Origin of the sequence: Nonomuraea sp. NPDC050786 (assembly GCF_040654115.1) — a bacterium.
In the GTDB taxonomy this organism is placed as follows: Bacteria; Actinomycetota; Actinomycetes; order Streptosporangiales; family Streptosporangiaceae; genus Nonomuraea.
The window spans coordinates 40,770-61,608 of the sequence record NZ_JBFAHJ010000044.1 but is presented as its reverse complement, the minus strand read 5'-3'; the positions used below and the strand labels follow the sequence as shown (position 1 = coordinate 61,608).

Annotated in this window: 24 protein-coding genes and 1 tRNA gene; 7 read left to right on the top strand and 18 right to left on the bottom strand. The window is 70.0% G+C overall.

The features are described from left to right. Positions 1–47: 47 nt before the first annotated feature. The 6 genes from chvE to AB0H84_RS48485 all read right to left on the bottom strand — a co-directional run bounded on the left by chvE (position 48) and on the right by AB0H84_RS48485 (position 6,997). Positions 48–1,157, bottom strand: coding sequence for a multiple monosaccharide ABC transporter substrate-binding protein (gene chvE / locus AB0H84_RS48510; protein ID WP_357620335.1), 1,110 nt, complete (start codon positions 1,155–1,157; stop codon positions 48–50). 194 nt (positions 1,158–1,351) lie between these two features. Next, complete coding sequence (gene yjfF, locus AB0H84_RS48505; protein WP_357620333.1) at positions 1,352–2,335, bottom strand: galactofuranose ABC transporter, permease protein YjfF; 984 nt, start codon at positions 2,333–2,335, stop codon at positions 1,352–1,354. Then, positions 2,332–3,345, bottom strand: a complete 1,014-nt coding sequence (locus AB0H84_RS48500; RefSeq protein ID WP_357620331.1) for an ABC transporter permease — start codon at positions 3,343–3,345, stop codon at positions 2,332–2,334. The genes yjfF and AB0H84_RS48500 overlap by 4 nt, the downstream gene beginning before the upstream one ends. Beyond that, complete coding sequence (locus tag AB0H84_RS48495) at positions 3,342–4,853, bottom strand: sugar ABC transporter ATP-binding protein (RefSeq protein WP_357620329.1); 1,512 nt, start codon at positions 4,851–4,853, stop codon at positions 3,342–3,344. The genes AB0H84_RS48500 and AB0H84_RS48495 overlap by 4 nt, the downstream gene beginning before the upstream one ends. A gap of 112 nt (positions 4,854–4,965) precedes the next feature. Then, positions 4,966–5,940 (bottom strand): ABC transporter substrate-binding protein, encoded by a 975-nt coding sequence (locus tag AB0H84_RS48490; protein WP_357620327.1) that lies wholly within the window; start codon positions 5,938–5,940, stop codon positions 4,966–4,968. A 307-nt stretch (positions 5,941–6,247) separates the two neighbouring features. Next, a complete protein-coding gene (locus tag AB0H84_RS48485; protein ID WP_357620325.1) occupies positions 6,248–6,997 on the bottom strand; it encodes a metallophosphoesterase in 750 nt (249 codons plus the stop codon). Between the two features lie 75 nt (positions 6,998–7,072). Here AB0H84_RS48485 and AB0H84_RS48480 point away from each other — a divergent pair, with 75 nt between their 5' ends. Together AB0H84_RS48480 and AB0H84_RS48475 are read left to right on the top strand one after the other, a co-directional pair. Next, positions 7,073–8,479, top strand: coding sequence for a PLP-dependent aminotransferase family protein (locus AB0H84_RS48480; protein ID WP_357620323.1), 1,407 nt, complete (start codon positions 7,073–7,075; stop codon positions 8,477–8,479). Between the two features lie 13 nt (positions 8,480–8,492). Beyond that, on the top strand, positions 8,493–8,693 hold the full coding sequence (locus AB0H84_RS48475) for a DUF4236 domain-containing protein (protein ID WP_357620321.1): 201 nt from the start codon (positions 8,493–8,495) through the stop codon (positions 8,691–8,693). Between the two features lie 4 nt (positions 8,694–8,697). Here AB0H84_RS48475 and AB0H84_RS48470 read toward each other — a convergent pair whose 3' ends face one another. Further along, on the bottom strand, positions 8,698–9,642 hold the full coding sequence (locus tag AB0H84_RS48470; RefSeq protein ID WP_357620319.1) for a WYL domain-containing protein: 945 nt from the start codon (positions 9,640–9,642) through the stop codon (positions 8,698–8,700). A gap of 89 nt (positions 9,643–9,731) precedes the next feature. Between AB0H84_RS48470 and AB0H84_RS48465 the strand changes: the two genes are divergently transcribed. Further along, positions 9,732–10,121 carry a VOC family protein gene (locus tag AB0H84_RS48465; RefSeq protein ID WP_357620317.1) on the top strand — a complete coding sequence of 130 codons (390 nt, stop codon included), beginning with the start codon at positions 9,732–9,734 and terminating at the stop codon, positions 10,119–10,121. Between the two features lie 6 nt (positions 10,122–10,127). Here the strand turns inward: AB0H84_RS48465 and AB0H84_RS48460 are convergent, their stop codons facing one another. Both AB0H84_RS48460 and AB0H84_RS48455 read right to left on the bottom strand, forming a co-directional pair. Next, entirely contained in the window at positions 10,128–10,559 is a 432-nt protein-coding gene (locus tag AB0H84_RS48460; RefSeq protein WP_357620315.1) for a GNAT family N-acetyltransferase, read from the bottom strand. Between the two features lie 117 nt (positions 10,560–10,676). Next, positions 10,677–10,749, bottom strand: a tRNA-Ala gene (locus AB0H84_RS48455). A 75-nt stretch (positions 10,750–10,824) separates the two neighbouring features. Between AB0H84_RS48455 and AB0H84_RS48450 the strand changes: the two genes are divergently transcribed. After that, the gene (locus tag AB0H84_RS48450) at positions 10,825–11,715 is read left to right on the top strand and encodes an RNA polymerase sigma-70 factor (RefSeq protein WP_357620313.1); all 891 of its coding nucleotides are present in this window, start codon (positions 10,825–10,827) and stop codon (positions 11,713–11,715) included. Between the two features lie 63 nt (positions 11,716–11,778). Here AB0H84_RS48450 and AB0H84_RS48445 read toward each other — a convergent pair whose 3' ends face one another. The 7 genes from AB0H84_RS48445 to AB0H84_RS48415 all read right to left on the bottom strand — a co-directional run bounded on the left by AB0H84_RS48445 (position 11,779) and on the right by AB0H84_RS48415 (position 17,067). After that, positions 11,779–12,312 carry a Clp protease N-terminal domain-containing protein gene (locus AB0H84_RS48445; RefSeq protein WP_357620311.1) on the bottom strand — a complete coding sequence of 178 codons (534 nt, stop codon included), beginning with the start codon at positions 12,310–12,312 and terminating at the stop codon, positions 11,779–11,781. 4 nt (positions 12,313–12,316) lie between these two features. Next, complete coding sequence (locus tag AB0H84_RS48440) at positions 12,317–12,532, bottom strand: helix-turn-helix domain-containing protein (protein ID WP_357620309.1); 216 nt, start codon at positions 12,530–12,532, stop codon at positions 12,317–12,319. A 96-nt stretch (positions 12,533–12,628) separates the two neighbouring features. Next, complete coding sequence (locus AB0H84_RS48435) at positions 12,629–13,459, bottom strand: metal-dependent hydrolase (RefSeq protein WP_357620307.1); 831 nt, start codon at positions 13,457–13,459, stop codon at positions 12,629–12,631. Next, positions 13,456–14,688: an MFS transporter gene (locus AB0H84_RS48430; protein ID WP_357620305.1), complete on the bottom strand. Its 1,233-nt coding sequence runs from the start codon at positions 14,686–14,688 to the stop codon at positions 13,456–13,458. The genes AB0H84_RS48435 and AB0H84_RS48430 overlap by 4 nt, the downstream gene beginning before the upstream one ends. A gap of 807 nt (positions 14,689–15,495) precedes the next feature. Beyond that, positions 15,496–16,134 (bottom strand): SRPBCC family protein, encoded by a 639-nt coding sequence (locus tag AB0H84_RS48425; protein WP_357620304.1) that lies wholly within the window; start codon positions 16,132–16,134, stop codon positions 15,496–15,498. Positions 16,135–16,165: 31 nt separating this feature from the next. Further along, positions 16,166–16,546 carry a hypothetical protein gene (locus AB0H84_RS48420; protein ID WP_357620302.1) on the bottom strand — a complete coding sequence of 127 codons (381 nt, stop codon included), beginning with the start codon at positions 16,544–16,546 and terminating at the stop codon, positions 16,166–16,168. After that, positions 16,543–17,067 (bottom strand): hypothetical protein, encoded by a 525-nt coding sequence (locus tag AB0H84_RS48415; RefSeq protein ID WP_357620300.1) that lies wholly within the window; start codon positions 17,065–17,067, stop codon positions 16,543–16,545. The genes AB0H84_RS48420 and AB0H84_RS48415 overlap by 4 nt, the downstream gene beginning before the upstream one ends. Before the next feature lie 12 nt (positions 17,068–17,079). Here AB0H84_RS48415 and AB0H84_RS48410 point away from each other — a divergent pair, with 12 nt between their 5' ends. Next, positions 17,080–17,574: a DUF523 domain-containing protein gene (locus AB0H84_RS48410; RefSeq protein ID WP_357620298.1), complete on the top strand. Its 495-nt coding sequence runs from the start codon at positions 17,080–17,082 to the stop codon at positions 17,572–17,574. On the opposite strand, the gene AB0H84_RS48405 is transcribed toward AB0H84_RS48410, so the two are convergent. Beyond that, positions 17,550–17,930, bottom strand: a complete 381-nt coding sequence (locus AB0H84_RS48405; RefSeq protein ID WP_357620296.1) for a hypothetical protein — start codon at positions 17,928–17,930, stop codon at positions 17,550–17,552. The two genes, AB0H84_RS48410 and AB0H84_RS48405, sit on opposite strands and share 25 nt — an antisense overlap. Positions 17,931–18,164: 234 nt before the next feature. Between AB0H84_RS48405 and AB0H84_RS48400 the strand changes: the two genes are divergently transcribed. Beyond that, positions 18,165–19,538 carry a Dyp-type peroxidase gene (locus AB0H84_RS48400; protein ID WP_357620294.1) on the top strand — a complete coding sequence of 458 codons (1,374 nt, stop codon included), beginning with the start codon at positions 18,165–18,167 and terminating at the stop codon, positions 19,536–19,538. 57 nt (positions 19,539–19,595) lie between these two features. On the opposite strand, the gene AB0H84_RS48395 is transcribed toward AB0H84_RS48400, so the two are convergent. Further along, positions 19,596–19,949, bottom strand: coding sequence for an SPW repeat protein (locus AB0H84_RS48395; protein ID WP_344989508.1), 354 nt, complete (start codon positions 19,947–19,949; stop codon positions 19,596–19,598). A 181-nt stretch (positions 19,950–20,130) separates the two neighbouring features. Here AB0H84_RS48395 and AB0H84_RS48390 point away from each other — a divergent pair, with 181 nt between their 5' ends. Beyond that, positions 20,131–20,823: a GAP family protein gene (locus tag AB0H84_RS48390; RefSeq protein WP_357620292.1), complete on the top strand. Its 693-nt coding sequence runs from the start codon at positions 20,131–20,133 to the stop codon at positions 20,821–20,823. Positions 20,824–20,839: the final 16 nt, after the last annotated feature.

The window sequence follows — 20,839 nt, the reverse complement described above, 5'->3', positions numbered from 1 at the left end:
CTCAGGGAAGCCCCGGGGACCCGCTGGGGTCCCCGGGGCCAGAGCCCTTACTTGAGCTGGTCCTCGGTGTAGTAGTTGCTGCCGATGATGACTTCCTTGTAGTTGCTCTTGTCCACGATCACCGGGTCGAGGAGGTACGACGGGACGACCTTGTTGCCGTTGTCGTAGTCCTTGTCGTTGTTGACCTCGGGCTTCTGGCCCTTGAGCACGGAGTCGGCCATCTTCACGGTCTGCTCGGCGAGCTTGCGGGTGTCCTTGAAGATGGTGGAGTACTGCTCGTCAGCGATGATCGACTTCACCGACTGGAGCTCGGCGTCCTGGCCGGTCACGATCGGGTACGGCTTGCCGTAGCCGGAGCTCTTCAGCGCCGACAGGATGCCGATGGACAGGCCGTCGTACGGGGAGAGCACGCCGTCGACCTTCTTGCCGCCGGTGTAGGTCTTGGTGAGGATGTCCTCCATGCGCTTCTGCGCCGTGGCGGGGTCCCACCGCAGGATGGCGGCCTGCTTGAAGTCGGTCTGGCCGCTCGCGACCTTGAGGGTGCCGTCGTCGATCTTCGGCTTGAGCACCGACATGGCGCCGTTCCAGAAGAACGTGGCGTTGTTGTCGTCGGGCGAGCCGGCGAAGAGCTCGACGTTGAACGGGCCCTTCTTGCCGTCCTCGACGCCGAGGCCCTTGAGCAGCGAGGTCGCCTGCTGCACGCCGACCTTGAAGTTGTCGAACGTGGCGTAGTAGTCGACGTTCGGGCTGTTGCGGATCAGGCGGTCGTAGGCGATGACCGGGATCTTGTTGTCGGCGGCCTGCTGCAGCTGGGAGGTGATGGCGGTGCCGTCGATCGAGGCGATGATGAGGAGCTTGGCGCCCTTGGTGATCTGGTTCTCGATCTGGTTGGCCTGCGTCGGGATGTCGTTCTCCGCGTACTGCAGGTCCACCTTGTAGCCCAGCTTCTCCAGCTGCTGCTTGACGTTGTCGCCGTCGTGGATCCAGCGCTCCGACGACTTCGTCGGCATGGTAACGCCGATCATGGCGCCCGCGTTACCGGCGGCGGCCGAGGAGGAGGCCTTCGCGTCAACGGTCTTGGTGCTCGAGCCGCAGGCCGTCATCGTCGCGGCGAGCGCGATGACGGACACCACGCCCCCGATTCGTCCCAACCTCATGTCATCTCCTTGCGATGGGGGTCGCGGCAGCGCTGGACGCGGCAGCTGCCGGTAGAGCGAGAGATTCGATCACAGAGCGTGACGAATCAGAACAAAATTCTCATTCGCTATCCGCCGATTGTTATCGCTAACAACGCTCGTGTCAACGGGCGCGCATAACCTACCGGAAACTTTCGGGTAACTTTCACCGCAGGTCAGCGCCGGGATCGCGCGGAGAACAGGCGCTGCAGCAAGATGAAGACGAAAAGCAACATTCCGATGAAGATCTTGGTCCACCACGATGACAGAGTGCCCTCGAAGCTGATGATCGTCTGGATCAGGCCGAGCACGAGCACCCCGAGCACGGTGCCGAACAGGAAGCCGCTACCGCCGGTGAGCAGCGTACCGCCGATGACGACCGCCGCGATGGCGTCCAGCTCCATGCCCACCGCGTGCAGCCCGTAGCCGGAGAGCATGTAGAACGAGAGCAGCACGCCGCCGAGCGCCGAGCAGAACCCGCTGATCGTGTAGACCGCGATCTTCGTCCGGCCCACGGGCAGCCCCATCAGCAGCGCCGACTGCTCGCTCCCGCCTGTGGCGTAGACCGCGCGGCCGAGCCGCGTGTAGTGCAGCACGTACGCCGCCACCAGCACGACCACCACGGCGACGATCACGCTCGGTGAGATCCACATGTCGGCGAACAGGTCGATCCGCGCCTGCGCGAACGCCGTGAACGTGGGGTCCTCGATCGGGATCGAGTCCGTGCCGATCGTGTAACACAGCCCCCTGGCCAGGAACATGCCCGCCAGCGTCACGATGAACGGCTGGATGTCGAAGGCGTGCACGATGTACCCCATGATCAGCCCCAGCCCCGCCCCGATGACCAGCACCAGCGGGATCACCAGGTACGGCGGCCACCCCGGCCCCTTCATGAGGCTGGCCGAGATCATCGTGGACAGCGCCACCACCGACCCCACCGACAGGTCGATGCCGCCGGTCAGGATCACGAACGTCATCCCGACCGCCACCACCAGCAGGAAGGCGTTGTCGATGAAGACATTGAGTATCACCTGGCCGCTGGCGAACCCCTCGTAGCGGATCCCTCCGACCACGAACATGGCCAGGAACAGGCACCCGGTCACCAGGACCGGCAGGTACTTGGCGGGCACGCTCGCCCGCCCCATCGTCAGCGTGGTCATGCGGTGATCCGCACTTTCTCCTCGGCCGCAGGACTGGAAGGCGCCGCCCGCCCGCGTCTGCGGAAGACCTTCTCGCGGAAGGACGGGGACTGGATGAGGCAGACCGCCGTCACGACCAGCGCCTTGAACAGCAGCGTGGTCTCCGGCGGAACGCCGATCGAGTAGATCGTGGTGGTCAGCGTCTGGATGATCAGCGCGCCCAGCACGGTCCCGCCGAGCGAGAACCGGCCGCCGGACAGCGACGTGCCGCCGATCACGACGGCCAGGATGGCGTCCAGCTCGATCCACAGGCCGGCGTTGTTGCCGTCGGCGCTGGAGACGTTCGAGCTGATCATCAGCCCGGCCACGCCCGCGCACAGGGCGGCGAAGGCGTACACCATGATGATGATCCCGCGCGATCTGATGCCCGCCAGCCTGCTCGCCTCGGCGTTGCCGCCGACCGACTCGATCAGCATGCCGAGCGCCAGCCGCCGGGTGAGGAACGCGGTGATCGCCAGCACGGCGATCACGATGAGGATGCCGAACGGCACGGTCAGCCAGTAACCGCCGCCGATCAGCTTGTACGCCGGGCTGTTGACCGTGATGATCTGCCCGTCGGTGATGAGCTGGGCCAGGCCGCGACCGCCCACCATGAGGATGAGCGTGGCGATGATCGGCTGAATGCCGACGCCCGCCACCAGGAATCCGTTCCAGGCCCCGAGCACCAGGCAGAGCCCGAGGGCCACCGCCACGGCGGTGAACACGCTGGCGTCCTCACTGATCTGCAGGCACGCCAGCGCTCCCGAGATCGCCACCACCGAGCCCACCGACAGGTCGATGCCGCCGGTGGCGATGACCAGCGTCATGCCGAGCGAGACCAGGATCAGCGGCGCGCCGAACCGCAGGATGTCGATCAGGCTGCCGTACAGGTGGCCGTCCCTGACCTGGATCGAGAAGAAGCCATGCGTGAAGAACACGTTCAGGACCAGCAGCAGCGCGAGGACCACCACCGGCCAGAGCAGCCGTCTCATGAGGCCCGGCCTCCGCTTGCGATCGTTTCCATGAGCACGTCCGTCGTGAGGGAGTCGTCGTTGGGCAGCTCGGCCACCAGCCGCCGGTCGCGCAGCACCTCGACCTTGTGGCTGAGCCGCAGCACCTCCTCCAGCTCGGCGGAGATGAACAGCACCGCCATGCCGCCGTCGGAGAGCTCGGCCACCAGCCGCTGGATCTCGGTCTTGGCCCCCACGTCGATGCCCCGGGTGGGCTCGTCCAGGATGAGCAGCCTGGGCTCCAGGATGAGCCACCTGGCCAGCAGGACCTTCTGCTGGTTGCCGCCGCTGAGGTTCCGTACGAGGTGCTCGGGGTTGGGCGGGCTGATCTTCAGTGCCTTGATGTACCTGCCGACCAGCTCGTCCTGCTGGTCGCGCGGCACCGGCCTGGTCCAGCCTCTGGTGGCCTGGAGGGCGAGGATGATGTTCTCGCGCACGGTGAGGTCGGGGATGAGCCCGTCGGCCTTGCGGTTCTCGGAGCAGAACGCGATCTTGTGGTTCATGGCCGCGCGCGGCGTGCGCAACGACACCGGTGACCCGCCGACCGCGATCTCGCCCGTGCCCGCGTGGTCCGCGCCGAACAGCAGCCGCGCGATCTCCGTACGGCCGGAGCCGAGCAGCCCCGCCAGGCCCACGACCTCGCCCTCGTGGATCGTGAGCGTGAACGGCTCGATGGCGCCCGGCCGCCCCAGCTCCCGCGCCTCCACCAGCGGCCGGTCGAAGACCTTGGCCTCGCCGTGCAGCCGCTCCAGCGCGGCCAGCTCCTGGCCGATCATCTTGGCGACCAGCTCGACCTGCGGGAGCTGCCTGGTGAGGTACTCGCCGACGAGCCTGCCGTTCCTGAGGATCGTCATGCGGTCCGAGATCTCGTAGATCTGGTCGAGGAAGTGGGAGACGAAGAGGATGGCGATGCCCTCCTCCTTCAGCCTCCTCATCACCCGGAAGAGCTGCTCGACCTCGTCCGCGTCCAGGCTGGAGGTGGGCTCGTCCAGGATCAGCACCCTCGCCTCGATGTCGATCGCCCGCGCGATGGCCACCATCTGCTGGATGGCCAGCGAGTACGCCGACAGCGGCGCCGACACGTCCAGGCTGAGCTCCAGCCGGGCAAGCAGCTCGCCGGCCCTGGCCCGCATCCGCTTCCAGTTGATGCGGCCTGCGCGGCGGGGCTCGCGGCCGATGAAGATGTTCTCGGCCACCGAGAGGTTCGTGCAGAGGTTGACCTCCTGGTAGACCGTGCTGATGCCGGCCTGCCGCGCCTCCAGCGGGCTGCCGAACGCCACGGGGGTGCCGCCCAGCTCGATGGTGCCCGCGTCGGCGGGATGGACGCCGGTGAGCACCTTGATCAGGGTGGACTTGCCCGCGCCGTTCTCTCCCATGAGCGCGTGTACCTCGCCGGGCAGCAGTCTGAGGTCGACGCCGTCCAGGGCTTTCACGCCAGGGAACTGCTTGCCGATCCCGCTCATCGTCAGGACCGGCGCGGGTGTGGCCATTTCGACCCTTTCCATATTGGGTGGGGGGCCGCCCCGCGCCCCGCACTCCGGCCGGTAGAGATCCCCGAAAGACCCGGCTGGAGTACGGGGAGCGACGCCCCCGACAAGGCGGTCAGTACTGACGGGAGGAGAGCACCTGCTTGGCCTGCTCCTGCGTGAACGTGGTCTCCTGGGTCACCACGCGAGTGGGCACCTGCTCACCCTTGACGACCTTCTTGGCCAGGTCCATGAGCTGCGGGCCGAGCAGCGGCGAGCACTCGACGATGAAGTTGATCTTCCCGTCGGCCAGCGCCTGCATGCCGTCCTTGACCGCGTCCACGGTGACGATCTTGATGTCCTTGCCGGGCACCTTGCCGGCGCCCTCGATGGCCTCGATCGCGCCCAGGCCCATGTCGTCGTTGTGCGCGTAGAGCACGTCGATGTCCGGGTTGGACTTCAGGAAGGCCTCCATGACCTCCTTGCCCTTGGCCCTGGTGAAGTCGCCGGTCTGCGAGGCGATGACCCTGAACTTCGGATCGGCCTTGATGACGTCCTGGAACCCGGCCTTGCGGTCGTTGGCCGGCGCCGAGCCCGTCGTGCCCTGCAGCTCGACGATGTTCACCGGGTCCTTGCTGTCCTTGTACTCGTTGACCAGCCACTGCCCGGCCTTCTTGCCCTCCTCCACGAAGTCGGAGCCGAGGAAGGTCTTGTACAGGGAGGTGTCCTTGGAGTCGACGGCGCGGTCGGTCAGGATGACCGGGATCTTCGCGTCCTTGGCCTCCTTGAGCACCGTGTCCCAGCCCGACTCCACCACCGGCGAGAAGGCGATGACGTCCACCTTCTGCTGGATGTAGGAGCGGATGGCCTTGATCTGGTTCTCCTGCTTCTGCTGGGCGTCGGAGAACTTGAGCGTGATGCCCGCGTTCTTGGCGGAGTCCTGGACCGACTTGGTGTTCGCGGTCCGCCACCCGCTCTCCGCGCCCACCTGGGAGAAGCCCATGGTGATCGAGCCGCCACCGCCACCACTGCCGCCACCACTGCTCCCGCACGAGGTCACCGTCATCGCGGTGAGCCCGGCGAGCACCAGCGCCGAGATCCTCTTAAACACGTTGGGGGGTTCCCTTCTCATGTGAGCGCTAACATGCCAACTGGCACGCCGGCGCTCTCTTTCCTTCCTGTACGCCCCGCACCCCGGCCGGACCGGGCCGCCTGGTGTCGAAGCTGATCACTCCTGGAGTACGCGCACGACGAGGTGACGACGGTTGCCGCGCCTGCCGATCGCTTCGGGACCCCGAGTGAAGGGGTCGCTCTGCCGACTGTGAACGCTAACAACACACCAGTCAAGAGTCCCCGACATTACGGTCGGGTCACACGGGTCCGGGCCGACGGTGCAGGCCCGGACCATCCCCGGTTTCTCATCGGACGACGCGGTAGTGTGTGGTCACCCGGCCCTGGTCGTCGAGGACGTGGAAGGCGACCGACGGCGGAAGATCGAAGTCCACGCAGTTCTCGAACGACGTGCCGCCCTCCCACGGCAGCTTCAGCGTGGAGACGACACCCGGAGCCGCCAGCAGCGGACGCCCGGCGAAGGTCGTGGCGGCGGCCGTGTGGGCGTGGCCGACCAGCACGGCGGGCACGTTGGGGTGCCGCCCGAGCAGCTCGGCCAGCGGCTCGTGCGCGTGCAGCCGGATGCCGTCCACGGGCGGGCTGTGCAGGACGGCCGGCGGGTGGTGGAAAGCCACGAAGACCGGCAGATCGGCGCCGCCGGCCACGTCCTCCAGCCAGGCGATCGTCTCGTCGTCCAGGTGGCCGGCGTCCTCGCCGGGGATGGAGGAGTCGCACATGGCGTAAACGGCCCGGGAGGTGCGGAGCACCTGGTTGATCGGCCCACCGTCCGGCTGCCGCTCGCCGAGCAGGACGCGCCGGAACTGCTCCCGCACGTCGTGGTTGCCCGGGCCGACCAGGACCGGGTGGCGTGAGGTGAGCAGCTTGCGCGCCTCCTCGTACTCCTCGGGGAGCCCGTGGTCGGCGATGTCGCCGGTGACCAGCACGGCGTCGAGGTCGTAGGGGAGCGCGTCGAGGTAACGCATGACGGAGGCGGCACGGCCGACGCTCTGGGGCGTCGCGCCGATGTGGATGTCGCTCAGGTGAGCGGTCACGATCATGATGCGGTCCTTCCGGATATGGCCAGCTCACCCACGGTAGACCGTGATACCGGACCATCCGTAAGATCCGGTTCTGTGCGGAAAAATTGGGCCGGTTTCGGGGTGGACCTGCATCTGGAGATCTCCACCGCCGGCGGGCGGCGGCGCGGACTGGAGGAGGCGCTGCGGCAGGCGGTCAGGGACGGGCGGCTGCCGCGCGGCACGCGGCTGCCCTCGACGCGCGCGCTGGCGGCCGAGCTGGGGCTCTCGCGCGGCACGGTGAGCGCCGCGTACGACCAGCTCGTCGCCGAGGGCTACCTGGCCGCCCGCCCCGGCTCCGCCACCGAGGTCGCCGGCGTGACCCGGACCGCGCCACCTCTTCCGGAGTCTGGCGGGCCCGCGCCGGCGCCGCCGCACGATCTGCGGCCCGGCCGGCCCGACGTGTCGGCCTTCCCCACGCGTGCCTGGTCGCGGGCCACCCGGCACGTGCTCTCCACCGCGCCCGCCGAGGTCTTCGGCGCGTGTGACCCGCGCGGCCGGATCGAGCTGCGGGCGGCCCTGGCCGGCTATCTCGGCAGGACCCGTGGAGTGATCACCACGCCGGACCTGATCGTGGTGACGGCGGGGTTCGTCCAGGCGCTCAACCTGCTCGCCCGCGTGATCGACGGGCCCTTCGCCATGGAGGAGCCGGGGCACGACTTCTACCGCGAGGTGCTGCGCCGGGCCGGGCGCGACACCGTACCGCTGCCCGTGGACGAGCGCGGCGCGCAGGTGGACCTGCTCTCCCCGGCCACCGCGGCGGCGGTGGTCACGCCCGCTCACCAGTACCCGATGGGCGTCCCGCTGCACCCGGCCCGCCGCCGCGCGCTGCGCGAGTGGGGCGGGCTGGTCGTGGAGGACGACTACGACGGGGAGTTCCGCTACGATCGGCAGCCGGTCGGCGCCTTCCAGGGCACCACGCCCGAGCAGGTCGTGTACGTCGGCACCACCTCCGAGTCCCTCTCCCCCGCCCTCCGCCTGGCCTGGATGGCGGTGCCGCCCTCGCTGATCGGCCCGGTGACCGAGGCCAAGCTGTACGCCGACGCCCACACCGAGGTGCTCGGCCAGCTCGTCCTGGCCAGGATGATCGAGACCCACGACTACGAGCGCCACATCCGCGCCGCCCGCCTCCGCTACCGCCGCCGCCGCGAACTCCTGCTCGCCCGGCTCGGCCCAGGGCCGGACCAGCCGCTCCCCGGCGCCATCCTGCCCGGGGTGGCCGCGGGACTGCGCGCCCTCCTCCTGCTCCCCGAGACCGGCCCCACGGAGCCGGAGCTCCTCGCCGCCTGCGAGCGGCGGGGCATCGCCCTGCGCGGCGCCTCCCCCCTCTGGCGGGGCACCGGCCGCGAAGGCCTGCTCATCGGGTACGCCGCCCCGTCGGAACGCGCCTACCCGCACGCCCTCGAAGCCCTGGCTCAGGTGCTCGCCGGAACCCGCCGGACGCGCCGGTCGTTGTCAGGGTGAGAGAAGGAGGGACATGGGCTGGCACTACCGAAAGACCATCAAAGTAGGACCGTTCCGGATCAACCTGTCTCGACATGGCGTGGGCCACAGCTTCGGCAACCGGCGCTTCCACGTCACCACCACTCCAGACGGCCGCCGTCACGTCTCCGTACGGCTGCCCGGCGGCTTCCACGTCGGCAAGTCGTTCGGCGGCCACCGCCACCGGCGGTATTAGGCGGTCAGTCGCGGTAACGCTCGACGAGCTCGGACCCGATCCTGGCCAGCTGCGCCCGGACGTCGTCCGGCTCCACGACCTCCACCCGCGAGCCCCACCCGGCCAGCTGCTCGGCGATCGTCAACGCCATCGGCGCCGCCACGCGCACCCTGACCCGTCCGTCGTCCTCGGCCCCCACGACCTCGCAGTGGCGTCCGAAGTGGGAGCGCAGCACCGGCAGGAGCCGCTCGGCGATGAGCACGGTCGCCGAGAGCAGCGAGCGCCGCCGCTCCATCTCGTCCACGACCTTCCCCCACGCCTGCGACAGCTCGAACCCCTCAGGCCGCTCGAAGGTCAGGTCCGTCACGGCGGCCCCGACGATCCGGTCCACCCGGAACGTGCGCTGCCCCGCCTCCGTGCCGGCCACGAGATACCAGACGTCGTCCTTGTCCACCAGGCCCCAGGGATCGACCAGGCGGTGGGTCTGCTCGCGGGAGCGGCCCTCGTACACGAGCCTGACCTTGCGGCGCCGTACGGTGGCGCTCTGGAGGACCTCCACCAGCTCTGGACGCTCGCGGTCGCCCTCGCCCCAGGGGGCGGGGTCGACCACCACGGCGTCGGCCGCCGCCTCGGCGTCGGCCCTGAACGTCTGGGGCAGCGCCCGCAGCAGCTTGCGCAGGGCGGACTTGACCTCGGGCGCCGCGGACGCGGCCGGCCCCGCCAGCAGGAAGAGCGCCTGGGCCTCGTTCGCGGTGAGCCCGGACAGGTCGGTCCTGGCGCCGCCCAGCAGCGACCAGCCGCCCCCGCGCCCGGCCTGCGGATAGACGGGGATGCCCGCCGCGGACAGCGCTTCGAGGTCGCGCCGCGCGGTGGCCACGGAGACCTCCAGCTCCACGGCCAGCTCGGCCGCGGTCACCCGGCCGCGGGCCTGCATGAGCAGCAGGGCGGCGACAAGTCGATCGGCTCGCATGGTCGGAATTCTCCCCTGAAAAGTGCTCATTCGGTGAGCACTTTGCCCGGAAGAATGGTGCTCATCACAGGGAAGAAAGGACCAGACACATGCTCCGCGGATTCGCCACCCTCAACTTCTACGCAGCCGACCTCGAGGCGGCCAGGGCCTGGTACACCGAGCTGCTCGGGATGGAGCCGTACTACCAGGTCCCCGGCTACATCGAGTGGCGCGTCGGCGACTACCAGCACGAGCTCGGCATCATCGACAGCCGCTACGCCCCGGCGGGCGCGGCCGACCGGCCCGGGGGCGCGATCATGCACTGGCACGTGGACGACGTGCAGGCGGTCTTCGACCGGCTGCTCACCCTGGGCGCCGCGGAGTACGAGCCGATCACGAAGCGCGGGGACGGGTTCGTCACCGCGTCCGTGACCGATCCGTTCGGCAACGTCCTCGGCATCATGTACAACCAGCACTACCTGGACGTGCTCGCGAGGTGACTGCCCCTAGGAGCTCCGCACCCGCAGCCCGAAGGCGGACAGCCCCTGCTCGTGATGCTCGATCAGGCCCATCCGCCGGTAGAAGGCGTGATTGGCGACCCCTTCGGGGGTGGATTCGTGGTCGGTGGTCAGCACGAAGTACCGGCAGTGCGCGTACCGCTCTACCAGGTGCTCCATCAGCCGCCGCCCGATCCCCTGACCGTGATGCCTCTCGTCGACCAGCACTTCCTGCACGTAACAGATGATCTCGTCATCGGACACCGTGCGCGCCAGGCCGAGCAACTGCCCTGCCTCGTCCCTGGCGGTGATGACGAGGTGGGAGTTCGTCAGGCCCCGGCGCACCTTGCCGATGTCCTGCGTCCAGGGCTGCCAGCCCACCGAGTCGTACAGCCGGTAGAGCTCGGCCTCGTCGAACGTGGTCTCCTGAGAGATGATCACCAATTACGGGACTCCTTATTGGGTCGGGGATTCGTGGGCACCGCGCGTCCGCAGGGCCGGGACATGCGAAACGGCGACGCCCTGAGGGGCGCCGCCGTCGAGTGACACTGCTTCGGGTGGAGCTATGGGGATTCGAACCCCAGACCTCCTCCATGCCATGGAGGCGCGCTACCAACTGCGCTATAGCCCCTTGCGATCACCAAGTGTATCGGAGTTCCGGAGCCCCTGTGTCACACCGCGGGCCCTGTGGTAGCTCTAAGGGTTTATGCCGAGCTTTGAGGATCAGCGGCCCCTGCTGATCGGCGTCGCGTACCGGATCCTGGGCAGTGTCGCCGACGCCGAGGACGTCGTGCAGGAGGCGTGGCTGCGCTGGTCGGGCGTGGACGAGGCGACCGTTGACGATCCGAAGGCGTACCTGATCAGGGTGACCTCGCGGCTGGCCATCGACCGGCTGCAGTGGGCGAAGTCGCGGCGGGAGTCGTACGTGGGGCCGTGGCTGCCCGAGCCGATCGCCACCGAGCCTGACGTGGCCGAGCACGCCGAGCTGGCCGAGTCCGTGGAGCTGGCGCTGCTCCTGGTGCTGGAGACGCTGTCGCCGCTCGAACGGGCCGTGTTCGTGCTGCGGGAGGCCTTCGACCTGCCGTTCTCCGAGATCGCGGAGATCATCGGGCGGGCCGAGCCGGCGACCAGGCAGCTCGCGCGGCGGGCGCGGGAGCACGTGCGGGAGAGGCGGCCGCGGTTCGACGTGGACAGGGAGGAGCGGAGGCGGATCACCGAGCGGTTCGTCAACGCCTCCGTCAACGGCGACATCGACGGGCTGATCGAGCTGTTCGCGAGCGAGGTCACCATGGTCAGCGACGGCGGCGGCAAGGCCCGGGCCGCGCTGCGGGCGATCACCGGCGCCGGCAACGTCAGCCGCTGGCTGGTGTCGGTCACCACTCCCGCCGGCATGGCGAGCTTCATGGCATCGATCGGCATGGCGGGGATCGCCGACCTGTCCTTGGGGATGACGACCCTGAACAACGCCCCGGCGATGGTCGTCTCGGCGGGTGGGCGGGTGATCACTGTCGTCTCGCTGCTGGTCTCGGACGGCAAGATCGACACGATCTACCTCATCGCGAACCCGGAGAAGATCGCCCACTTGGAGCCCGCCTGAGGCCCGGGGGCGCGTCCCGGCCCCGTCGTCCCGTACGCGGGCGAAGGGGCCGGGGTACGGGCGTCAGGCGGTTCGCCTGACAGGGGAGCGAGCTTCGCGTACCAGCGCGGGGAGATCCACCCCGGCGTCCCTGAGGATCGCGGCGGCGCCGTTCGCGTGGTCGGCGAGCAGGCCCCACAGCAGGCCCTCCCCCGTGACCGGCCCGGGACGCCACCACATGGCCACCTCGATCACCTTTCTGGCGTGCATGGCCAGCGGGATCTCACCCAGCGGCCCGTACAGGGTCACCCGCAAGGGCCGCACCCGTGACCGCCGCAGGTGCCACAGCCCGGGCGCGTCCAGGCCCGCCCTGGTGCGGCGGTGCACGGCGTCGAGGTCGATCCCGAACGTGGCCAGCAGCGACCGCGCGTCACCCACGTCGACCCGCGCCCGCACGTCGGCCGCGGAGGCGGTGAACGACGACAGCGAGAACGGCCGCACTTCGGCCACCCCCAGCAGCATCAGATCGGCGTCGAGCGCGGACCGCCCCGCGTCGAGCGCGGCTATCCCCGCCTTGACCACGGCCCTACGGGCCCCTTCGGTGAACCTGGCGAACACGCGGCTACCTCCCCGTCCTGCGAGCATGCTTGCGATGAGCCGACTGCCGCCGAACCCCGAGCGCGTCGGCGATCTGCTCCCATGACCAGCCCTGGGCTCGGGCGTTGGACACGTGCGTCGCCTCCAGCTCTTCCAGCAGGGCCCTGAGGGCGGCCACGGCCGCCAGCCCCACTCCTGGGTCATGATCGGCGGCCGCCTCGGCCAGCTCGGTGACTTCCATGGTGTCAGCATGTGCTGACAAGCGGGTGCTTGTCAACATATGCTGACGGACATGATCCAGAGCCGTTCGGTGCCGCCCTGCGCTCGCGGCCGGCCGCTAGGCCGGCAGGCCGCAGGTGGTGCGCATGGTCAGGGTCGCCTCCTCGAGCGTGAGCTCGACCTCGACCCGGCCCAGCTCGGCCGTGCTCTTGACGTGGGTGCCGCCGCAGGCCATGGAAGCCTCGCCGTCCGGCAGCGAGCAGTGCCACGTGCGGCGGTCCGTCAGCGCCGGCCCCGGGATGTCCAGCCAGACCGGCGCGTCGGCGGCCACCCAGGCCGCGAACTGCTCGTTGGCCCGCTGGGCGACCTTCTCGAAGTCGACCCCCTCGGCGGAGAACCCCTTCTTGCGCAGCGACTTGCCCAGGCGATAGACGTCCACGCTCCCGTGCGGGACGATCCGCGACGAGACGATCGCCGCGTGGTCGAAGTCGGGGCTGCCGAGCGCGTCGGGCGCCGTCTCCTTGCGCCAGCGGTCGGCCAGGGCGGAGTTCAGGGCGAGGGCAGCCAGGTGGCAGACGGTGTGACCGGCCGAGACCGCCGCCCGGAAGCCGGCGTCCGCCTCGAGCTCCACCTCAGCCCCCACGGGCAGCGGCTCCTCGGTGACGTGGACGACCAGCCACTCCCAGCCCTCGGTGCCGCGCCGCACCGGGATGGAGTCGCCGACGAGGACCTCGCCGGTGCTCGACTGGGCCCCTGTCACGCAGTCGAGGACCGGCAGGCCCCCGATCGTGCCCCGGTCCGCGGGCTGGTCCGGCCAGGCATGGTTGAGGGGGTGGAACGGCGTCTCGGTGACGACGAGACCGTGCCGGTCCCCCACCGGCACGGCCCCGACGATCTGGGAACGGCCGCTGGTCCGGCCGTCGGGGAAGGTGACGAGGGTTGTCTTCACCCGGCCATCTTCGCAGGTGCCGCGTACTCGTCCTCCAGGTAGCGGTTGCGGCCGGCGTACAGGCCGGTGAGGAGCTGCACGAGGAGCACCACGAGGAGCAGCGTGAACGGCAGCGCCCAACCGCCGGTCACCTCGTGCAGCACGCCGACGAGAAGGGGACCGGCGCCGGCGATGAGGTATCCCGCGCTCTGCCCGAACGCCGACAGCGCGGCCGTGGCCTCGGGCGTACGCGTGCGCAGGGCCAGCATCGTCAGCGCCAGCGGGAACGACCCCATGCCCACGGCGATGAGCACCACCCAGACCAGCGCCAGGTCGGCGGGCCCGAGCCAGAGCCCGAGGAAGCCGGCCGCGTAGAACGCGACCAGCCCGACCACGACCGGACGCTGGTCACGGAAGCGGGAGGCGACCATCGGGACGAGGATCGAGACGGGGATGTTCAGCGCGGTGAACACGCCGAGGATCACTCCCGCCTGCGAGGTGCTGAACCCGCCGTCGGTCAGGATGGTGGCGAGCCAGCCGAACATCACGTACGCGATCATCGACTGGGTGCCGAAGTAGATCGCGACCATCCACGCCAGCCTGCTCCTGAGGAGGCTGCGGATGCCCGCGTCCCGACGGCCGGTGTCCCGCTCCGGCTCGCTGCGCAGGAGCGCAAGCCACGGAATGGCGGCGACGGCGGCCAGGGCCGCCCACACGCCGAGCGCGATGTGCCAGTCGCCTGACGCGCGCTCGATGGGCACGGTCGCGGCGGCGGCCAGCATGGTGCCCGCCGCCAGGGCTGTGGTGTAGACGGTGGTCATGATTCCGGTACGGGCCGGGAAGTGACGCTTGATCAGCGTGGGGATGAGCACGTTGCCGACCGCGCCACCGGAGAGCGCGACGGCGCTGCTCACGAGGAACACCGGGGCCGACCCCACCAGCGACCTGACCAGCATGCCGACGCCCAGGGTGACGAGGGCGAGCAGCAGCAGGCGGTGCTCGCCGACGCGCCTGGCGAGGGTGGGCGTGATCGCGCCCACGCTCGCGAACGCGAGCACGGGGAGGGTGGTGAGCAGTCCGGTGCCGACGCTGGTCATGCCCAGCGCGCCCGCCAGCTGGTCGAGAAGCGGACCTACGCTGGTCACGGCGGTGCGGAGATTGAGGGCGGCGAGGACGATCCCCAGCACGAGGAGCCAGGCGAGGGGTCCGGTGGTGCTGGTGCGGCGGGCTTCCGGGGCGAGCACGCTCATGCGGGGCGAGTCCTCCACTCATCAAGTCATGGGACGAATCGCCATGTTAACAGGACCGAAACCTCCCTTTATTCCTGACCGTCTCGCCTCATGGGATACCGCCGCGCCGGACCGGTCGTGAGGATGGGTTGAGCACCGCGGGGATGGCTGACGTGCACGGCGGTCATCTCGACCGGAGTCCGGCCGCCGGCGCTGTGCACGGTGCCGGGCACACCGGGCGAAGGCGACACGCAGCAGCAGGGGGCGCGTCGCGGAGTCGCGCGGCGCAGGGCCACGCTACGCGGACACGCGCGACGCAGAGACACGCGCCACAGGAGCAGGTCGCGAAGTCATGCGGCGCTGGCGCAAGCGGCGCGGGCAGCGCGGCACACCCGGGCATACCGGACGGCGGGGCGCAGGTGACGCACATGACGCGCAGCGCGAGCGGCGCGGGCCGCCCGCCTGGGAAGGTGGCGCCTCAGAGGGCGCGCGACGGGGCGGCAAGGCGCGACCGGGCCGGCGTCGCCGTGCGGGAAAGACACGGCGTCACCGCGTGGCGCGGCCCGCATCGGAGGGGCACAGGCGCCGTAGCGAGACGTCGGAAGGGCAGGAAGCCGTAACGAGCATGTCCGCGCGGCAGAGACACGGCCCCGTAGCCTGCATGTCCATGCGGCAGAGACACGGCATCGTAGCGAGCATGCCGGCGCGGGAAATACCCGACACCGTCACGTGCGTGGCCGTGTGGGTAAGGCGTGGGGCGGACGGGGGGTCGGGTGGGGTGGCGCGGCCGGGCGGCGGGGTGCCGGCCCGGCCGGCTGTCGGCTCAGGTCACAGGACCGGGTCGGGACCCCCCGGGGGCGCGGGGCGGGGCGGGACCGGGCCGGGAGGCGGGAGGGTGCCGCCGGGCCGGGTGTCCCCGCCGCCCACGGTGCCGGGCGGTACGAGCGGGTCCCCGCCCACCGGTTCGGGTGGCGTCGGCTGGGTCGAGTCGTCGTACGTCGAGCCGTGCTGGTGAGGCCCCGGCACGTCACCGCGCCAGCCGCCGGTCTCACTGCCGCGCGACTCGATGAACGCCTTGAAGCGATCCAGGTCGTTGACCACGCGCAGGCGGACGAGCTGCAGCCAGTCCCCTGCCGTCTCCACGAAGCCCTCCGGGTCGTACTCCATCTGGAGCGTGACCCGGGTCCTCGAGTCGTCGAGCCGATGGAAGGTCACCACGCCCGCGTGGCGCGGCTTGTCGAGGGAGCGCCATGCGACGCGCTCATCGGGATGCTGTTCGGTGATCTCGGCCTCGAACTCGCGCTTGACCCCGGCGATCTCCGCCACCCAGGCCGTACGCGTGTCGCCGATCTGCTTGACCGACTCCACGCCCTCCATGAATTCGGGGAAGCTCTCGAACTGCGTCCACTGGTTGTAGGCCACCCTGACGGGGACCTCTACGTCCACTGAGTGTTCGATCGTGCTCATGGCATGTTGCACTGCCCGAACACCCCCCGAGTTAACGCCTGCGCCGCAGAACCCAGAACAGACCGATCACGGGCAGCACGAGCGGGATGAAGACGTAGCCCTTGCCGTACACCGACCAGACGGTCTCGTCGGGGAAGGCGGCCGGGTCGAGGAGGCTCAGCGTGCCGATGATCAGCACGCCCGCCAGCTCGATGACCAGCCCCACCAGCGCGAAGGTGCGGGCCCCGCGCCAGAGCGCCACGGTCAGAGCGATGTAGACGACGGCCGCCAGGGCCGACAGCGAGTACGCCAGCGGCGCCTCGTCGAACTTGGTCAGGATCTGGACCGCCGCCCGGGACCCGGCGGCCAGCGAGAACAGCCCGTAGACCGCGATCAGGGCACGGCCGGGACCGGTGCTGATGGAGGTGGTCACGCGCCCCCCTGCCAGATCTGCAGCAGCCGGCCCGTCATCACCGCGATCGCGAACCCGGCCACGACCAGGATCGCCGACCCCCACCGGCTCCGCTCGGCCAGCGCCAGGAACACCCCGGCGGGCGGGATCACCACCTGCCCGGCGACGTAGCCGAACAGCGTGACCTTCTCGTCCGGCCCCTCGCCCCCGGCCACCGCCGCGATCACGAAGCCCGCCTGAACGAGGATCGCCACCTCGAGCACGGCGAACCCGACCAGCAGGACCATGCCCATCGGCCGGTTGCGGATCGCGACGATCAGGCTCGCCAGCATGAGCAGCAGCGAGGCGACGATGACGATCGTGGAGACGACGGTGTTCATCGGGGCCAAGGCTATCCCCAGGGGCGGGCGGTCTACCTTCCGGGGAGCGCCCGCTCGATGCCGTCGAGGCCGGCACGTCAGCCGGTCGAGCGCGCGGTCGCGTACGGCGTACGGCGTCGCGATGGCGCCGGCCGCCGTCTCGCTGGCGCCGATCGCGCTCATAGGATCGAAGGCATGGAGAAAGTCCTCGTCAGCGCCTGCCTGATGGGCCGCCGGGTGCGCTACGACGGCCGCGCCAAGACCAGCGCGGACGCCCGGCTGGCGGCCTGGCGTGAGGAGGGCCGGCTGGTGCCCCACTGCCCGGAGGTCGCGGGCGGGCTGCCCGTCCCGCGCCCGGCCGCCGAGATCGAGGGCGGCGCGAGCGGCGCGGCCGTCCTGGCCGGCGCCGCCCGCGTGCTGGCGAGCGACGGGTCCGACGTCACGGCCGAGTTCCTCGCGGGCGCCCGGTCGGCGCTCGCGGCGGCGCGGGCGTCCGGCGTCCGGGTGGCGGTGCTGAAGGAGGGCAGCCCGTCCTGCGGCTCGCTGTCGATCTACGACGGCACGTTCACGGGCCGCCGCGCACCGGGGCAGGGCGTCACGACGGCGCTGCTGGAGCGGAACGGCATCCGCGTCTTCGGCGAGGACCAGATCGACGAGGCCGCCGCCTACCTGCGCACCCTGGAGACGTAGAAGGATCCGGCGAGCCCGGCGGCGAGCGCGACCGCCATCACGCTGTGATACCAGCCGAGCGGCGCGCTCGCCGGCCCCGGCCCGAGCGCCAGCGACAGGATCCCCAGCAGCACCCCGGCCAGCGCGGCCGCGTGACTGTAGATCAGCCCGTCCCAGGCCCAGGCCCGCTTGCCCAGCACGCCGTACGACCCGGCGAGCATGGCCCCGGCGCAGAGCGTCTCCACGATCGCGGCCGGCACGATCACGGGCTCGCCCACCGGCCCGAACGCGATCCCCGCGTGCATCAGCGCGAAAAACAGGAAGATCAGCGCGTAGAGCAGCGACAACCGGCCCAGAGCCGTGCGGAGTGCGTCCATGGCTTCACGTTCGCAGCCGGCGGCGACCGCGTAATCGTCCCTGGGGAGGCGGCGCGGATACCACGTGAGCGGTAGGCCGCCGAATCGGGAAATCCAACCGGCCGTATTCAGGGAAACTTTCTCGCACTCTGGGGAGTCGTACGAATTGGGGCGCGTCGGGGGATTCGTGAAGAACGTTCCTCGTGCGGCGCGCAGGGGGCCCGATTTCATCGAAACGGGGAAAGGGACTCGGCAATGCCTGTCGACCTGAACAACGCACAACCCCTGGCCTGGGACTCGGCCACGCTCGACGCGGACACCAAGGCGATGCTCGACAATCTCCAGCCGAACATCCTGCGCGCGCACGTGCGCGAGCACCTGTCCGTGCTGTTCGTCAGGTTCAACGACGTCAAGGAAGGGAGGGCGTTCCTGCGGCACGTCGCGACCACCAAGATGAAGTCGGCGCGCAAGCACCTGGAGGAGGTGCGCGACTTCACCACCAAGGGCCGTCGCGGCACGCCGTACGTGGGCATCGGCATCAGCAAGGCCGGATACCGCGACCTCGGCCACTCGGTCGAGGACCTGCGCAAGTTCGGGGACAAGGTGTTCCGCGACGGCATGAAGCGGCGCATCGCGGAGGTCAACGACCCGCCGGTGGAGATGTGGGAGCGCACGTACCAGCGGGAGATCCACGCCGTCATCCTGATCGGCGACGCGGAGCCGGAGCGGGTGGCGGCGCTGCGCGAGGAGATCCTCGGAGAGCTGCCGGAGAGCGCGCGACTGCTCGGCGAGGAGACCGGGCAGGGCATGCGCAACCCCGCCGGCGACGGCATCGAGCACTTCGGGTACGTGGACGGCCGCAGCCAGCCGCTGTTCGTGAAGGACGAGGTGGACAAGGAGCCGAAGAAGCACTGGAACCCGGCGTTCCCGCTGAGCAACGTCCTCGTGCCCGACCCCTTCGCGCCGAACCCCGTCCGGCACCACGGCAGCTACCTGGTGTTCAGGAAGCTCGAGCAGAACGTGCGGGCGTTCAAGGAGATCGAGCGGGACCTGGCCGACAACCTCGGCCTGGCCGACGGCGACCGCGACCGGGCGGGCGCCATGATCGTCGGAAGGTTCAAGGACGGCACTCCCCTGACCAGCAAGGCGAAGGCGGGCGGCGGCCCGGTGAGCAACGACTTCACCTTCGACGACGATGGCGAGGGCACCAAGTGCCCGTTCAGCGGGCACATCAGGAAGACCAACCCGCGCTCGTTCGGGCGCGAGGTACTCATGGCCCGGCGCGGGCAGACGTACGGGGAGCGCACCGACCAGCCGTGGGACGACTCGCCGCCGGAGACGCGGCCGAGCGGCGAGGTGGGGCTGCTCTTCATGGCGTTCAACGGGAGCCTGGTGAGCCAGTTCGAGTTCACGCAGCAGTCGTGGGCGAACAATCCCGACTTCCTCAACCCGGCCACCGGCCACGATCCGGTCATCGGGCAGGGCGATCGGGACATCAAGGTGACCTTCCCCAAGGTCTGGGGGAAGCCGGAGATGTCCACCCCGCAGGCTCAGGTGGCTCAGACGGTGACGATGAGGGGCGGCGAGTACTTCTTCGCGCCGTCGCTGGCGTACCTGCGCAATCTGTGACACCGCCCACGTAAAAGGCCGGGCCTCGCGCGGGGGTCCGGCCTTTCCGGTGAGTGCCTAGTGCTGGATGACGTGGCGGTGTGCCGCCCGGCTGACCGGCACCGCGGTCAGGCTGAGCACCACCGTGACGACCCCCACGACCCAGGACGTCCAGGACGCGCCGCGCTCCTGGGTGTAGGTCATGACCCAGGGGGCGACGAACAGGAGCACGCCCCAGAGCGTGTTCAGCCACTCGGTCGCGACCAGGCCCGGCCTGGCGAGCGACGCGAGAGAGGTGAGCGCGATGAGGATACCCAGCACGATCAGGGACGGCGCGGCGCCCGAGGCGCTCGCGACCCAGATCGGGGAGAGCAGCGCGTAGATGCCGGCGATCAGGGTCACCCAGTCCTGCCAGCGCGACCATGCCTTCATGAGAACCTCCGCCAACGGCGTTTGCGAGGCTGGCCTGTTCGGTCAGTCGATCTTCTTGTATAACCCCGAATGACCTGCGGAGATTCCCGTGCTCCCGGCATCCGGGTGCGCAGAAGTGTGTACGCCGGGTTCAGCCCGCCGGAGGAGGCGGGGCTCCGGCCCGCGGCGGCATGATCCTGGCATGACGATCGGACTGCTGCTCACCCTCGCCGCCCTCGCGCTCGTCGACAGCACCAGCTTCGGCACCCTCGGCATCCCCGTCTACCTGCTGCTGGCCCCCACAGCGGGCACGGGACGGCCGCGCCTGTCGATCTACCTGGCCACGCTGGCGGCGTTCTACTTCCTGGTGGGGGTCGCGCTCATGCTGGGGATGTCCACGGTGATGGAGCGCTTCGGCGACGTGCTGCGCAGCGGACCGGCGTACTGGGTGCAGCTCGTGCTCGGCGTCGGGCTGTTCGCGCTGAGCTTCCGGTTCGATCCCAAGCGGCGCGCGAAGCTGGGCAAGCCAGAGCGGCGCTTCGAGCCCCGGGTGGGCGGTCCCCGCGTGATGGTGCTGCTGGGGCTGAGCGCCGGAGCCCTGGAGCTGGCCACGATGATGCCCTACCTCGCCGCGATCGGCATCATGACCACGTCGGAGCTGCCGGCCGGGCAGTGGGTGCCCGTGCTGGCCGCGTACGTGCTCGTCATGTTCCTGCCGCCGCTGGCGCTCATGGCGCTGCGCGGCCTGGCGGGAGCCTGGCTGGAGCCGAAGCTGGAGCGCCTGCGAGCCTGGATGAGCAGGAACGCGGCGTCGCTCGTGGGCTGGGGGCTGGCCATCGTCGGTTTCCTGCTTGCCCGGGATGCGGCGTTTTATCTGTTCTTCCGGAGCCCATAGGATCGGTTCCTCCGCT